A 15136-nucleotide genomic window follows, 5' to 3' on the forward strand; every position below is an offset into this window, starting at 1 on the left:
GTTCCATTCCTCTCTAACTATCATTCTTATTTTTGGTTATCAAACCACTTAACGATTAATTTATCTAATTCACCGTTTTCTTTCATTTTCTTTAATTCACGGTTAAAGTCATTCGTTAGCTTGCTGTCTTTAGGAAATGCGATTGCTGATCCTTTACTTGAATCTGGACGCCCTGTATCAGACATTTGCAAGCTTTTGTCTTTATTCACATATCCTTTAGCTACTGTATCTTCAATAATCGCTGCATCGATACGATTTGATTTCATTTCTTGAATTAGTTCTGGAATACGGTCACGCGTTGTTACATTTACTCCGTCAACTTCTTTTGCAATTTCTTTTGCTTCGTCTGCTTGAATAGAAGAAGTTTGTACACCGACTGTTTTTCCTTTTAGTTCTTCTGCATTTTTAATTGGGGCATCTTTCTTCGATACAATCATGTTTTTTGCTTCATAATATACGTCTGAGAAGTCCACGTTCTTTTTACGCTTTTCAGTTGGCGTCATACCAGCTAAAACTAAATCGACTTTATTAGATTGTAAAGCTGGAATTAATCCGCCAAATTCCATATCCTTCACCTGTACGTCATAGCCTAACTTTTTACCGATTGTTTTTGCTAAATCTACGTCAAATCCGATTGCTTCACTATCACCTTTTGCCGTATCAATATATTCAAATGGTGGGTAATCTGCTGATGTTCCCATTACTAGTACTTTTTTATCTTTGTCGTCGCTGCTTGCTCCGCCATTAGACGTTCCTTCTCCTGCTCCGCATGCAGCTAAAACGCCTGCTGTTAAAAGACCAATTGCCGTTACCGATAACCACTTCTTCAATTTCATCTTCGTTCCCCCTAGTTTATTCCTTACATTATTTTTTAAAAATTAATAATATTATGAAATAAGTTTTTTGCTATTGCAAGTAAATGTCGAAATTTAAATATATATTCATATAAATGTATTTTAACACAACATTATAAATATGCAATATCTTTTTTAAATATAAGTTTCACTATTTGAAAATACCTTTTCTCAACATTTTCCACTCGTTAGAAAGCCTGCATACAGATAGGTAAAAAAACGCATAAAAAAAGAAGCCGTTCAAAACGGCTTCTCTCTTACACTTCTTCACAGTGCTGTTCGAATGCTTCTTGCAGCTTCATCACAACTGACATTGGCTCATGGCCTTCAATTTCGTGACGCTCTACCATTGTGATAATTTTTCCGTCTTTTAATAAGGCGAAAGATGGAGATGAAGGCGGATAACCTTCAAAGTATTCGCGTGCACGTGCAGTTGCTTCTTTATCTTGCCCAGCAAATACTGTAACCAAGTTTGTTGGACGTTTATCATAATGTACAGCGTGCGCTGCAGCAGGTCTTGCAATACCTCCTGCACAACCACAGACTGAATTCACCATTACAAGCGTTGTACCAGGCTTTTTAAACGTTTCATCTACCGCTTCAGCCGTCGTTAATTCTGTATAACCAGCAGCTGTAATTTCTTTACGGGCTTGACGAACAACGTCGTTCATAAACAAGTTAAAATCGATATTCATTTTCATACCTCCCTTTTGCTATCTATTCTTTATCATAGCAAACGAAAACTAAAAAGGCGATTGCTTTGACTCATTTTTTCTTGGTAATCAAGATTAAACAAGAAAAGAAATGGTGATACTATTTTTACAGCTAGAAAACCATACTCTTAACTCCCTAGTGTAGAAGGATCCGCATAAAATACAGGATCCTTTTTTATATTTCCTTCATCGCCTGCTGGTAGGTTTTAATTAAGTGTTCGAGAGCTTCAGCCATTGTGACATCTCCCGTCATCATTTGTTTTTCAACATCCCCTAACGTTTGCTTAACTAAAGGATGTTCATAAAATGATTCTTGTAAATATTCATTAACACTTGCTTGTAACCATGCCTTCATTTGCTTTTGTCTTACTGTATAAAACAGATCATTTTTATTCATCCATTCCTTATAGTTACAAATTATCTTCCACAAGTCTTGAAATGATGCTTCTTCATAAGCAGAAGTTGTGATGACCTGTGGGTTCCACCCTTCAGAATGATCGTGAAGGAAACCGATGACGCTTTCGTATTCTTTTGCAGTCACTTCTGCTTTTAGCCGGTTATCCCCGTCTGCTTTATTTACACAAATCAAATTAACCCATTCAAGCAGCCCTTTTTTAATTCCTTGCAAATCATCTCCTGCTCCGGTTAAAGCAAGCAGAACAAAGAAGTCTACCATCTCTTTTACAATCATTTCACCTTGGCCAACGCCCATCGTTTCGACAAATATGATGTTATACCCAGCCGCTTCACAAAGAAAAATGGCTTCTCTCGTTTTAAGATGAACACCTCCAAGCGTTCCTTGAGAAGGTGAAGGACGGACAAAAGCGTTCTCTTGTTTGGTAAGAAGCTCCATTCTCGTTTTATCTCCTAAAATACTTCCTCCAGACAAGGTACTGCTTGGATCGACTGCCAAAACTGCAACGGAATGGCCATTTTTGCATAGGTACGACCCAAATTTGTCAATCAGCGTACTTTTTCCTGCTCCGGGTACGCCTGTAAAACCGATGCGCACTGAATGCCCCGTATGAGGATAGATTTCTTTAATCAGCTGTTGTGCTATTACTTTATGCTTGGGCGCTTTACTTTCAATTAAAGTAATAGCTTGAGCTAACGCTGTTCTTTTTCCTTCAAGCAGCCCTTGTTTATAATCTTGTACCGTTTTTAATTTCACCAATTGTCTTCACCAACTATTCTTCTAACCGTTTCTTTATTTCATATAAAACGGAAACGGCCGCTTTTGGGATTACTGTTCCAGGTCCAAAGATTGCAGAAGCGCCGTGTTCTAAAAGAAATGAGTAGTCTTGTTTAGGAATAACGCCTCCGACAATAACAACGATATCGTCGCGCTCTAATTTCTTTAACTCATCAACAAGCTGCGGCAGTAACGTTTTATGCCCGGCTGCCAAAGAACTTATGCCAATCACATGTACGTCGTTTTCTACAGCTTGCCTTGCTGTTTCTTGAGGCGTTTGAAATAAAGGACCGATATCAACATCAAATCCAAGATCAGCAAAGGCTGTTGAAATGACTTTCGATCCTCTGTCATGCCCGTCTTGCCCCATTTTTGCGACTAAAATTCTTGGGCGTCTTCCTTCTTCCTCTAAAAATTCAGCCGTGAGCTTTCGAACTTCTTCGATTTGATCTCGATGCACAAACTCCGCACTGTATACCCCGCTGACTGACTTAGAAGTAGCCTGATGTCTTCCAGCCACTTTCTCAATAGCTTCTGAAATTTCACCTAGTGTAGCTCTAGCTCTCGCAGCTTCAACCGCAAAAGCAAGGAGATTCCCTTCACCTGTTTTGGCACAATTGGTCAGTCGATTAAGCGCTTCGATTACCGCTTGTTCGTTACGTTCACTGCGTATTTTCTTTAACTTTTCCAGCTGCTTCATTCGAACTGCTGTGTTATCAATATCAAGAATATCAAGCGGTTCTTCTTGCTCCGGCTGAAACTGATTCACACCTACAATAATTTCTGCCTGCGAGTCTATTCTTGCTTGTCTGCGCGCAGCGGCTTCTTCTATCTTCATTTTAGGTACGCCTGCTTCTATTGCTTTTGTCATTCCGCCGAGCTGCTCTATTTCTTCAAGGTGCTTCCACGCTTTTATCATTAATTCATTCGTTAATGATTCCACATAATAAGAGCCTCCCCAAGGATCAATAACGGAACAAATCTCCGTTTCATTTTGTAAATAAAGCTGCGTATTTCGGGCAATTCTAGCTGAAAAATCAGTTGGAAGAGCAATCGCTTCATCTAGTGCGTTTGTATGAAGCGACTGCGTATGTCCTGATACTGCAGCCAGAGCTTCGACGCATGTTCTAATAACATTATTAAATGGATCCTGCTCCGTTAAGCTCCATCCGGACGTTTGAGAATGCGTTCTAAGAGCTAGAGATTTAGGGTTATCCGGCTCAAACTGCTTCATTAATTTTGCCCACAGCAGCCTCCCTGCTCTCATTTTCGCTACTTCCATAAAATAGTTCATTCCAATTGCCCAGAAAAAGGATAGCCTCGGAGCAAATGCGTCAATTGTAATTCCCGCTTTCAAGCCGGTTCGTACATATTCAAGTCCATCTGCAAGCGTATAAGCAAGCTCTAAGTCTGCTGGAGCACCTGCTTCTTGCATATGATAGCCTGATATACTGATACTGTTAAATTTCGGCATGTACTCCGCTGTATATTTAAAAATATCCGCAATGATTCGCATTGACATCTCAGGAGGATAAATATACGTATTGCGCACCATATATTCTTTTAAAATATCATTTTGAATCGTTCCAGCCAGCTTTTCTTTTTTTACGCCTTGTTCTTCAGCTGTTACGATGTAGAAAGCTAAAATAGGAAGCACCGCCCCGTTCATTGTCATCGACACGGACATTTGATCAAGCGGAATCCCTTCAAACAGCTGCTTCATATCTATCATTGAATCAATTGCCACACCTGCTTTCCCTACATCTCCAACAACTCTTGGATGATCAGAGTCGTAGCCGCGGTGGGTAGCAAGATCAAAAGCAACAGACAGCCCTTTCTGTCCAGCAGCTAGGTTTCGGCGGTAAAAGGCATTGCTTTCCTCCGCCGTTGAGTATCCTGCATACTGCCTAATAGTCCAAGGCCGATTCACATACATCGTTGCATACGGTCCTCTCACAAACGGTGGGACACCAGGTGCAAAGTGAATAAAATCGAGGCTATCTCTATCTTTTTTTGTATATACTGATTTTAATTCAATTTGTTCATTTGTTTGAAAGGCAGTGAATGAACTTTGAGTCACGTCATCTTCCCTTTGCTGCTTTGAAAATGATAATGGAATATTAGAAAAAGAAGGCTTTTTATACATGAACTTCTACCTCCAAAGCACATAATAACTTCTTAACGCATTGAATAACATTCGTCTTAGGATGTATGACGCTCATTACACCTTTTTGCTGCCACTGCGTTTTGCGTGATACATGTTCTTCCCCTACTACGTACACATAAACGGAATCTTCCTCAAAATACGTCATCGCTTTTGTTAAGAGCTTTTCCACGAGTTCATCACTTCCACAGATCACATATGCTTCGTGCTTTTGTTCATTCATCCAATCTGCTATCTCGACATAGGAATCTATGTTTTTAATTGTTTCACACGCAAAGCCTGCACTTTCAAATAAAGACCGGGCAATCTCAGCTTTTTTACGGCTGTTAGGATCGGTGAGCTCCATAATGCCAATGCTCATTCCCTTTGTATAAACCCGTATTTTTTCAAACTTCTCTGCTGCTCTCCACTTAGTGAGCGGCACAACACTGTCAGGCTGTGTCTGCTTCGCCATTTGTTTTAGCATCCACCCTGCTGTTACCCCTTTAGATGCTAGATTTGTATAATCCTCTAGGGAAAGATTTGATGAAAATTCCGAAGCGTTCTGATCACTGTATTTATCCATTTTTATTTCTTCTTTTCTAAACGGGGTGCTTTTTATCTCTTGAGATACATCCTGTTGCTTAGGAGCATAGTGTGTGACTCCGATCAAGCGCTCAATTCGGCACTCTATATTCTCTTGTCTTTTTACTTTCATTTGTTCAACTTCATCTTGAATTCGCCCTTGTTTTAAAGCTTCTTCCATTCCGCCGTGGTCTTCAATGTTGCCAAATAACTCCCAAGCTTTTGTCATTAATTCATGTGTGTAGGCTTCAACGTACCAAGAGCCTCCGGCAGGATCCGTTACTTTTGATATATGTGTTTCGTGCTGCAAAATTAAGTGAGTGTTACGGGCAAGGCGATGAGCGAACTGAGAAGATGAAGACGTGACAGAATCATATGGCTCAATATGCAGACTATCCGCTCCTCCTACAATAGAAGCAAATGCTTGAACCGTGCTCCTTAATGCATTTGTATACATATCTTCTTTAGACTGTGTAAGATGTGACGTTTCTGTATGGATAAACGGCACTGAAACGGCCGTGTCATCAAAAGCACGAACCACATTTGCCCAAAGCATGCGAAAAGCACGAAGTTTGGATATTTCCATAAATAAATGTGAGCTAACTGAAAAAGAAAAGGTCATGTGAGGTAAAACTTGATGTAAGGACAAACCGCGTTTTATGCATTCATCAATATACTGCACCCCTGTAGCAAGCATATAAGCTAGTTCTTGAACAGCGTTTGCACCGCTGTTATGGTAAGGAATGCTTGATACAATGATCGTTTTGAGCTCTGGAACATTACTGTGAGCCAAACGCGTTGCGTAAGCTAAATGATCGTATAAATCTCGAGTAGAAAGTGGAACTCTTCCATATTCAGCAAGGGTGCCGAGCGGATCCATTCCAACCGTTCCTTTTAGCTGTCTCATATTAAAGTTATGATCAGCACAGTATGCTTTTAGAAACGAAAGAAGCGGAACGGATGTACATCCCGTATTTAAAAATAAAGGCACCGCTTCAAGAGCTACATGCTGAAACAAATGAGCAACATCCTCTAAAGTAGAAATTGTAGCGCCTGATGCTACTTCAGCTTCAGTTGCTTCATCAACGTCTTTCCCTTGCCTCATTGCTTCACTGCACGTAAAAGCGGCCGTATTTTGTCCATTTCTCAAACTGTGTAAAAGAAGTTTATTGCTTTCTTTAATAGAAGGTAAGTCGATTTTTTGGGTGATTTCCCATTCCCCTAGTATGTATGATTCTTTACCGGCTCCGCTTAAACAATCTATTCCCGCCGGACTCTGCTGTAAGTAGTCTAAATGTGCCGTATCACTTTCGAAATAAAGCGGTTTCAAAAAGATGTTTTCCAACGTTTCTTTTGAAGAGATCGCGGTATTTTTGCTAACTTCCTGTGCCCAATCTTCTTTAGGTGTACGTGTAAATTCATGAAATGATAATGTATTTGTTTTCATTTCCATGCCCCTTTACAGTTAATAGCTGCCTGCTAAACCGAGATGATTACACTTTGAAGTTTGATGATTCTTCTTTTATTTTAATACATCTTTTACAAATTGTTCAATCATTGCTTCAAAATAAAAAGGGACCGGGACATAATTAACCTACGTTTACCATCACCATAAAAAAATCCGAACGAGTTGGATTCTCTTTCAAGAATCTAAATTCATCGTTCGGATCTTCCTTCAGCTAAAATATTTTTGTGTCAGCCTCTGTTTTAATAGACGGACGTATTCTCTTTAGAAGTAGATTCTAAAATCTCTTTAACTCTTGCCAAGAATCTGCCGCACACCAAGCCGTCTAACACGCGGTGATCAAGTGATAAACATAAGTTAACCATATCTCGAACAGCAATCATGTTATCAATAATAACCGGACGTTTTACAATAGATTCTACTTGTAAAATAGCCGCTTGCGGGTAATTAATAATCCCCATTGATTGAACGGAACCAAATGATCCAGTGTTGTTAACAGTAAACGTTCCGCCCTGCATGTCTTCAGACTTCAATGAACCCGTACGAACTTTTTGCGCGAGCTCTGTAATTTCACGCGCAATGCCTTTGATTGTCTTTTCATCGGCTTGTTTAATAACCGGCACAAATAAAGCATCGTCTGTTGCAACAGCAATCGATACATTAATGTCCTTTTTCTGAACAATACGGTCTCCTGCCCACATTGAATTCATTTGAGGGAATTCTTTTAAAGCTTGAGCCACTGCTTTTACGAAGAACGCAAAATACGTTAAGTTAAAACCTTCTTTTTGTTTGAAGTCCGTCTTTAATGCATCACGATAAGAAACTAAGTTCGTTACATCAACTTCAACCATTGTCCATGCATGCGGAATTTCGTGCTTGCTGCGAAGCATATTTGCTGCAATAGCTTTACGCACGCCTGTAACAGGGATTTCTTGATCTCCTGCTGCAGACACAACCGGCGCGGGCTGCTGCGTTTTTGGAGCAGCTGCCGCTACAGGTGCTTCTGGCTGAACTGTTGATGCAGGTGTTTCTTTCACTTCAGCAGCTCCGCCTTTTTCAATAACAGCTAAAATATCTTTTCTCGTAATGCGGCCGCCCGCCCCTGTCCCTGTCACGGTATCTAAATTAATATTATACTCTTGTGACAGACGCATAACAGCTGGAGAGTATCGACTTTTATTGGATTGACTGTCCGCTGTTTTTGACGCTGATTCTTCTACAGTCTTATCAGACGTTTTCTGTTCTTTTTGAGGTACAGTTCCTTCTACTTCAATTAAACAAATCACTTCTCCTACAGGCAAAGTATCATCTTCACCTGCAATTAACTCTTTAATTGTTCCACTAAAAGAAGAAGGCACTTCAGCATTTACTTTATCCGTCATGACTTCAGCTAACGGGTCGTACTTATTTACGTGATCTCCAACAGAAACGAGCCATTTGCTAATTGTACCTTCTGTTACACTTTCACCGAGCTGCGGCATCGTAATTTTTTCAATAGCCAATTGATACAACTCCTTTTAAAATTGAGCTAATTCTCTCATTGCTTTTTCTACTTTATCTGGATTCACCATAAAATATTTTTCCATTGTTGGTGCATACGGCATAGCTGGAACATCAGGGCCAGCAAGGCGCTGAATTGGCGCATCTAAATCGAATAAGCAGTGTTCAGCAATAATAGCTGCTACTTCGCTCATGATGCTGCCTTCTTTGTTGTCTTCCGTTAAAAGCAGTACTTTACCTGTTTTAGATGCTGCTTCAATAATAGCTTCTTTATCAAGCGGATAGACCGTTCTTAAATCTAAGATGTGTGCTGAAATACCGTCTGCTTCCAGTTTTTCAGCAGCTTGAAGAGCAAAGTGTACACAAAGACCATATGTAATAACCGTGATGTCGTCTCCTTCTCTCTTTACATCTGCTTTGCCAATCGGAAGTACATAATCATCTTCAGGGACTTCTCCTTTAATCAAACGGTACGCACGCTTATGCTCAAAGAAAAGAACTGGATCATCATCACGAATAGCTGCTTTTAATAATCCCTTTACGTCATAAGGCGTAGAAGGCATCACAATCTTTAACCCTGGCGTATTGGCAAATAGTGCTTCAACAGATTGAGAATGATAAAGAGCACCGTGAACTCCGCCGCCGTAAGGAGCTCGAATTGTAATTGGACAACTCCAATCATTATTAGAACGATAGCGAATTTTCGCTGCTTCTGACACAATTTGATTGACTGCGGGCATAATAAAATCAGCAAATTGCATTTCAGCAATCGGACGCATGCCGTACATTGCCGCTCCGATTCCTACCCCTGCAATAGCAGACTCTGCAAGAGGCGTGTCAATGACTCTTTCTTCCCCGAACTGTTCGTATAGTCCGTTGGTTGCTTTAAATACGCCGCCTTTTTTCCCTACGTCTTCTCCTAATACAAACACGCGGGAATCTCTTTCCATTTCTTCACGAATGGCCATTGTTACTGCATCAATATATGAAATAACCGGCATATGTTCTCCTCCTTACTCACCGTACACGTATTTTAAAGCCGATTCCGCTTCTGCATAAGGAGCGTTTTCAGCATAATCTGTTGCATCATTAACGATGTTCATAATATCATCAAGCATTTGTTTTTCTCGTTCATCGGTTAACACGTTAACCTCTTTTAAATAAGTCGCAAAGTACGCAAGCGGATCGCTCTTTTTAGCTTCAGACAATTCTTCTGCTCCGCGATATGCACGATCATCGTCATCACTTGAATGGGCAGTCAAACGCTCTGAAACAGTTTCAATAAGAGTAGGTCCTTCTCCTCTGGATGCACGATCTCTTGCTTCTTTTACCACTCGGTATACTTCAAGGACATCGTTTCCATCAATTGTGTAGCCTGGCATACCATATCCAATTGCACGATCAGATACTTTTGCGCATCCTAGCTGCTTTTCAACCGGAACAGAAATCGCATACTTGTTATTTTCACACATAAAGATAACAGGAAGCTTATGAACACCTGCAAAGTTCGCGCCTTCATGGAAATCTCCTTGGTTAGAAGATCCTTCTCCAAACGTCACAAACGTTACTAAGTCTTTTTTCTCCAGTCGTCCTGCTAAAGCGATTCCTACTGCATGAGGCACCTGTGTTGTAACTGGAGAAGATCCTGTTACAATTCGCTTTTCCTTATGGCCAAAGTGACCTGGCATTTGACGACCTCCTGAGTTTGGATCTTCTGCTTTAGCAAACCCAGAAAGCATTAAATCGCGCGCAGTCATTCCAAATGCTAGCACAACACCCAGATCGCGGTAATAAGGTAATATGTAATCATTCTCTCTATTTAAGGCAAAAGCTGCGCCAACTTGAGCGGCTTCCTGACCTTGACATGAAATAACAAAAGGCACCTTCCCTGCACGATTTAATAGCCACATACGCTCATCAATTTTTCGTGCAAGCAGCATAGTGCGGTACATTTCAAGTACTTGTTCATCAGTTAATCCTAATGATTCATGACGGTTTTTTGTCATGTTTAAACCTCCTTTAATCATCAAAAATGAATCGCTTTTCCATCTACAGCTAATGAAGCTTCTCCCATCGCTTCTGAAAGGCTAGGGTGAGGATGAATGGTATGAGCAATTTCCCATGGTGTAGCATCCAATACCTTTGCAAGACCTGCTTCAGAGATCATATCCGTCACGTGAGGTCCAATCATATGCACACCAAGGACATCATTTGTGTCGGCATCAGCAATAATTTTAACAAACCCCTCTGCCTCTCCATATACAAGAGCTTTTCCAACGGCCTTAAACGGAAACTTTCCAACCTTCAGCTGAAACCCTTGCTGTTTTGCTTCTTGTTCTGTTAATCCTACACTTGCTGCCTCCGGGCTGCTGTATACGCATTTAGAGATTGTTGTATAATCAATCTTCAAAGGCTTTTCACCATGTAAATGCTCCACAGCTACAATTCCTTCGTGAGAAGCTACATGTGCAAGCTGCAGTCCGCCAATCACATCTCCAATTGCGTAGATATGAGATTCTTTCGTTTGATAAAAATCATTTGTGGCAATCACACCGTTTTCTACTACAATATCGGTATTCTCGAGACCAATTCCTTCGACATTCGCTTGACGCCCTACAGATACAAGCAGCTTTTCTGCTTCATATTCTTGCATATCGTCTCCTACTTGAGCGGAAATTTTCACCTGACCATCAATAGACAGTGTATCAGCCATTACTTTAGCAGAAGTAATAATGTTAACTCCTTTTGCTTTTAAAAGCTTCGTCATTTCACGGGAGATATCTTGATCTTCTGTTGGTAAAATTCGATCGCTGTATTCCACAACCGTTACATCAACATCAAAATCTGTGAGCATTGACGCCCATTCAATTCCAATGACGCCGCCTCCCACAATAATAATAGAAGCAGGAAGTGTTTCCATCTTTAATGCTTCATCTGAAGTGATTACTTTCTCTCCGTCAATCGTTAGACCAGGTAATGTTCTAGGACGAGACCCGGTTGCGACAATTACATTCTTTGGAATAAGCATTTCGTTTTCTTCACCGCTTTTTAATTCGACGGAGATAGTTCCTGGCATAGGAGAAAAAATAGAAGGGCCTAAAATACGTCCAATTCCTTCATATACGTCAATTTTACCTTTTTTCATTAGCTGTTTAACACCATTATGTAACTGTGAAACAATTTCTGACTTTCGTTCTTGTACACGTGCATAGTTCAATAGCACATTGGACGTTTCTACGCCAAATTCACTGCTTTTCTTAGCTGTTTGGTAGACTTCTGCACTTCTTAGTAAAGCTTTGCTTGGGATACACCCTGCGTGCAGGCATGTGCCGCCTAACTTATTTTTTTCTACAACCGCTACCGATAGACCTAACTGAGAGGCACGAATAGCTGCTACGTACCCTCCGGTTCCACCGCCGAGAATGACCAAATCATATTCTTTTGCCACACTGCTTCACACCTTTCTGCAAACGCTATTAAGCGCCTTTATATTCCTTCACTTCTTCTTCACCTGTAAGCACTCGGAGAGCCCCTTCAGCTAGCGCTTGAAGCTCATTTTCTCCAGGATAAACAATGACATCTGCAATCCACTTTACATGATTAATAATCAGCTCAACAAACGCTTTTGAATAAGCAATGCCTCCCGTTAAAATAATGGCATCTACTTTTCCATGCAATACCGTACTGGCAGCTCCAATTTCCTTCGAAATTTGATAAGCCATTGCTTCGTAGATAAGCTTAGCTTTTTCGTTTCCATTTTTCACTAGCGCTTCGACTTTCTGCACGTCAGATGTGCCCAAATAACCGACAAGCCCGCCTTTCCCTACAAGCATTTTCATAATCTCCTCGCGGTAATACTGACCTGAAAAGCAAAGACGAACTAATTCACCAACCGGTACACCGCCAGCGCGCTCTGGACTAAAAGGACCGTCACCGTGCAGGCCATTGTTCACATCAATTACTTTTCCGCGTTGGTGAACTCCGACTGTAATGCCTCCACCCATATGGGTAACAATAACGTTCATTTGTTCATATGTGCTATTCATTTCTTTAGCCACTTTTCGAGCAACCGATTTTTGATTCAGCGCGTGAAAGATGCTTTTCCTTTCCATAAAAGGAGTTCCTGAGATACGAGCGATGTCACTTAGCTCATCTACCACCACTGGATCAACAATGTACGCTGGTATATTTAATCCAGATGCAATCTCAAAAGCTAAAATCCCGCCTAAATTTGAAGCATGATGGCCGGCATAACCGTCTTTTAAATCTTTGAGCATGGCTTGATTTACTTCGTATGTGCCGCCTTCAATCGGGCGTAAAAGCCCTCCTCTTCCACATACTGCACTTAATTTAGATAAATTAATCCCTTCTTCATCAAGTGCCTCTAAAATCGAGTTTTTACGGAACTCATACTGTGCATATATCGTCTCAAACTGATTCATTTGCTGTGAATCGTAGCGGATTGTTCGATCAAAAATTGGTTTATCGTTGTGAAATACGCCAATTTTTGTGGACGTTGAACCCGGATTTATTATCAGCATTCGATATTCGTGCATATCCAACACATGTCCTCCTACCTTATCATTCTCATAAACGAAGGCTAGGTCGAAAGGATTTCATTTATTCCTTTTGCCTAGCCTTCAGCTCAAACATTAGCGCGTATGACGTCTACTTAAAATATGCTGTCCATTTTGTAAAAATTGACTGCGTGAACGACGCAGCTTTTCAATTCTTTCTTCAGCTAAGCGATCTGCTGCTAGATAGGTTGGAATGCCATCTCGCTTTGAGATTTCAACTACCTTTTCAATATTATCATAAATACCTTCAACTTTTTTCAGGGCACGCTCACGGTTATATCCAACTAGCTCATCAGCTACGTTAATAACGCCTCCTGCGTTAATAACATAGTCGGGTGCATATACAATGCCTAATTCATGAATTAAATCACCATGACGCGTTTCTTTCAATTGATTATTAGCTGCCCCTGCAATAACTTTTGCTTTTATTTGAGGGATCGTTTCATCGTTAATCGTTGCTCCAAGTGCACAAGGAGCATAGATATCACATTCTACACCATAAATATCATTCGGGTCTACTGCTTGCGCACCAAATTCTTCTACCGCACGCTGAACAGCTTCTTTATTAATATCCGTTACAATAAGTTTTGCTCCTTCTTCGTGAAGGTGGCGGCATAAATTATACGCTACGTTTCCTACACCTTGGACAGCTACTACTTTTCCTTCAAGCATATCTGTTCCAAATGCTTCTTTTGCTGCTGCTTTAATTCCTCGGTATACGCCGTAGGCTGTGACTGGTGATGGATTGCCTGATGAACCAAAAGCAGGAGATACACCCGTTACATAATCCGTTTCCTCATATACAATATCCATATCCTCTACCGTTGTGCCCACATCTTCTGCTGTAATATATCGACCATTTAACCCTTGAATAAAGCGACCAAATGCACGGAACATTGCTTCATTTTTATCTTTGCGAGGATCTCCGATAATAACCGTTTTCCCTCCTCCTAAATTCAAGCCTGCTGCTGCATTTTTATAAGTCATTCCGCGTGATAGACGAAGCGCATCTTCAATTGCAGCCTCTTCTGATTCATATGTCCACATTCTTGTACCGCCTAGAGCTGGTCCAATTGTTGTATCGTGAATAGCAATAATGGCTTTTAAGCCTGAATCTTTATCTTGGCAAAATAATAACTGCTCGTAATCGTATGTTTCCATATAGTCAAAAATTTTCATTGTTAGTGCCTCCTAAGAATTCTGTTGAGCGACGCTGATAGCAAGCGCCAGTGAGTATAATTTACTTTCTGATGAATCTGCTCTGGATGTTAAGACGACCGGAGCTTTTGCTCCTGCTAGAATAGCTCCAACTTTTGCTTTAGCAAAATAAATAAGGGATTTATATAAGACGTTCCCTGTTTCAATTGCTGGAACGAGTAATATATCTGCTTGACCGGCAACTTCACTTTGAATGCCTTTTTGCTTGGCTGCTTCTATGTTAATGGCATTGTCGAGTGCTAAAGGTCCATCAATCACGCAGCCTTTAATTTGTCCTCTGCGGTTCATCTGTGTAAGAAGGGCAGCCTCTACTGTTGCAGGCATCAAAGAGTTCACAACTTCAACCGCTGCAATAGGAGCTACCTTTGGCATCTCGATCCCAATCGAGTGGGCAACGTTCACCGCATTTTGAATGATTTGAACTTTCTCTTCCAGAGACGGCGTAATATTCATAGCCGCATCTGTTACAAGAATCGGACGGTCATAGTGGGGAACGTCAAATACAGCTACATGTGATAAAACATTTCCCGTACGCAAACCATGCTCTTTATTTAACACAGCTTTTAAGATAAGCGATGTGGATAAATTCCCTTTCATTACGATATGAGCTTGACCTTGCTGAACTGAACGCACAGCCAATTGAGCCGCTTCTAAAACGGACTCCGTATGTACGACCGTCACAGCCTTATGAGTGAGTAAGGATGGGCGGTACAGCCTGAATAATTCATTAATTGTCGTTTCGTTGCCAAACAAAATAAATTCAGAAACTTCCCTTGACACAGCTTCATACACTGCCTCAATTGTTTCTAAGTCTTCAGCTGCTGCAACAGCAACAGTCAAAGAAGACTGCTTAGCAACCCGAGATAAGATGGTAGCAAGAGTCATGGAA

General features: G+C 40.8%; 12 protein-coding genes. All 12 read right to left on the bottom strand.

Going from position 1 to position 15136, the window contains the following annotated elements; translation table 11 throughout:
* Window positions 1-26 precede the first annotated feature (26 nt).
* Window positions 27-830, bottom strand: coding sequence for a transporter substrate-binding domain-containing protein (locus ACFX4W_RS10670; RefSeq protein WP_370506066.1), 804 nt, complete (start codon window positions 828-830; stop codon window positions 27-29).
* Window positions 831-1111: 281 nt separating this feature from the next.
* Entirely contained in the window at window positions 1112-1549 is a 438-nt protein-coding gene (locus ACFX4W_RS10675) for a BrxA/BrxB family bacilliredoxin (RefSeq protein ID WP_013059116.1), read from the bottom strand.
* Between the two features lie 193 nt (window positions 1550-1742).
* Window positions 1743-2738 carry a methylmalonyl Co-A mutase-associated GTPase MeaB gene (meaB, locus tag ACFX4W_RS10680; protein ID WP_043976272.1) on the bottom strand — a complete coding sequence of 332 codons (996 nt, stop codon included), beginning with the start codon at window positions 2736-2738 and terminating at the stop codon, window positions 1743-1745.
* A gap of 16 nt (window positions 2739-2754) precedes the next feature.
* A complete protein-coding gene (scpA, locus tag ACFX4W_RS10685; protein WP_025750479.1) occupies window positions 2755-4905 on the bottom strand; it encodes a methylmalonyl-CoA mutase in 2151 nt (716 codons plus the stop codon).
* Window positions 4898-6934: a methylmalonyl-CoA mutase family protein gene (locus ACFX4W_RS10690; RefSeq protein ID WP_043976269.1), complete on the bottom strand. Its 2037-nt coding sequence runs from the start codon at window positions 6932-6934 to the stop codon at window positions 4898-4900. The genes scpA and ACFX4W_RS10690 overlap by 8 nt, the downstream gene beginning before the upstream one ends.
* Before the next feature lie 260 nt (window positions 6935-7194).
* Window positions 7195-8454 (bottom strand): dihydrolipoamide acetyltransferase family protein, encoded by a 1260-nt coding sequence (locus tag ACFX4W_RS10695; protein ID WP_043976267.1) that lies wholly within the window; start codon window positions 8452-8454, stop codon window positions 7195-7197.
* Between the two features lie 15 nt (window positions 8455-8469).
* A complete protein-coding gene (locus tag ACFX4W_RS10700) occupies window positions 8470-9453 on the bottom strand; it encodes an alpha-ketoacid dehydrogenase subunit beta (RefSeq protein ID WP_013084975.1) in 984 nt (327 codons plus the stop codon).
* A 12-nt stretch (window positions 9454-9465) separates the two neighbouring features.
* Window positions 9466-10458 carry a thiamine pyrophosphate-dependent dehydrogenase E1 component subunit alpha gene (locus ACFX4W_RS10705; RefSeq protein WP_013084976.1) on the bottom strand — a complete coding sequence of 331 codons (993 nt, stop codon included), beginning with the start codon at window positions 10456-10458 and terminating at the stop codon, window positions 9466-9468.
* Between the two features lie 20 nt (window positions 10459-10478).
* Window positions 10479-11900 (bottom strand): dihydrolipoyl dehydrogenase, encoded by a 1422-nt coding sequence (gene lpdA, locus ACFX4W_RS10710; protein ID WP_034648963.1) that lies wholly within the window; start codon window positions 11898-11900, stop codon window positions 10479-10481.
* A gap of 28 nt (window positions 11901-11928) precedes the next feature.
* Window positions 11929-13008: a butyrate kinase gene (gene buk / locus ACFX4W_RS10715; protein ID WP_370511583.1), complete on the bottom strand. Its 1080-nt coding sequence runs from the start codon at window positions 13006-13008 to the stop codon at window positions 11929-11931.
* A 96-nt stretch (window positions 13009-13104) separates the two neighbouring features.
* Complete coding sequence (gene bcd, locus ACFX4W_RS10720; RefSeq protein ID WP_013059125.1) at window positions 13105-14208, bottom strand: branched-chain amino acid dehydrogenase; 1104 nt, start codon at window positions 14206-14208, stop codon at window positions 13105-13107.
* A 12-nt stretch (window positions 14209-14220) separates the two neighbouring features.
* The gene (gene yqiS / locus ACFX4W_RS10725) at window positions 14221-15132 is read right to left on the bottom strand and encodes a phosphate butyryltransferase (RefSeq protein WP_043976264.1); all 912 of its coding nucleotides are present in this window, start codon (window positions 15130-15132) and stop codon (window positions 14221-14223) included.
* Window positions 15133-15136 lie beyond the last annotated feature (4 nt).

The sequence above is a fragment of the Priestia sp. YIM B13489 genome (assembly GCF_042787645.1).
Lineage (GTDB): Bacteria > Bacillota > Bacilli > Bacillales > Bacillaceae_H > Priestia > Priestia megaterium.

Bases quoted from the DNA above. Each gene is read 5' to 3' on its own strand.
- buk (WP_370511583.1), bottom strand. From the start codon at position 13,008: ATGCACGAATATCGAATGCTGATAATAAATCCGGGTTCAACGTCCACA.
- yqiS (WP_043976264.1), bottom strand. From the start codon at position 15,132: ATGACTCTTGCTACCATCTTATCTCGGGTTGCTAAGCAGTCTTCTTTG.
- ACFX4W_RS10700 (WP_013084975.1), bottom strand. From the start codon at position 9,453: ATGCCGGTTATTTCATATATTGATGCAGTAACAATGGCCATTCGTGAA.
- ACFX4W_RS10675 (WP_013059116.1), bottom strand. From the start codon at position 1,549: ATGAATATCGATTTTAACTTGTTTATGAACGACGTTGTTCGTCAAGCC.
- ACFX4W_RS10705 (WP_013084976.1), bottom strand. From the start codon at position 10,458: ATGACAAAAAACCGTCATGAATCATTAGGATTAACTGATGAACAAGTA.
- bcd (WP_013059125.1), bottom strand. From the start codon at position 14,208: ATGAAAATTTTTGACTATATGGAAACATACGATTACGAGCAGTTATTA.
- scpA (WP_025750479.1), bottom strand. From the start codon at position 4,905: ATGTATAAAAAGCCTTCTTTTTCTAATATTCCATTATCATTTTCAAAG.
- ACFX4W_RS10690 (WP_043976269.1), bottom strand. From the start codon at position 6,934: ATGAAAACAAATACATTATCATTTCATGAATTTACACGTACACCTAAA.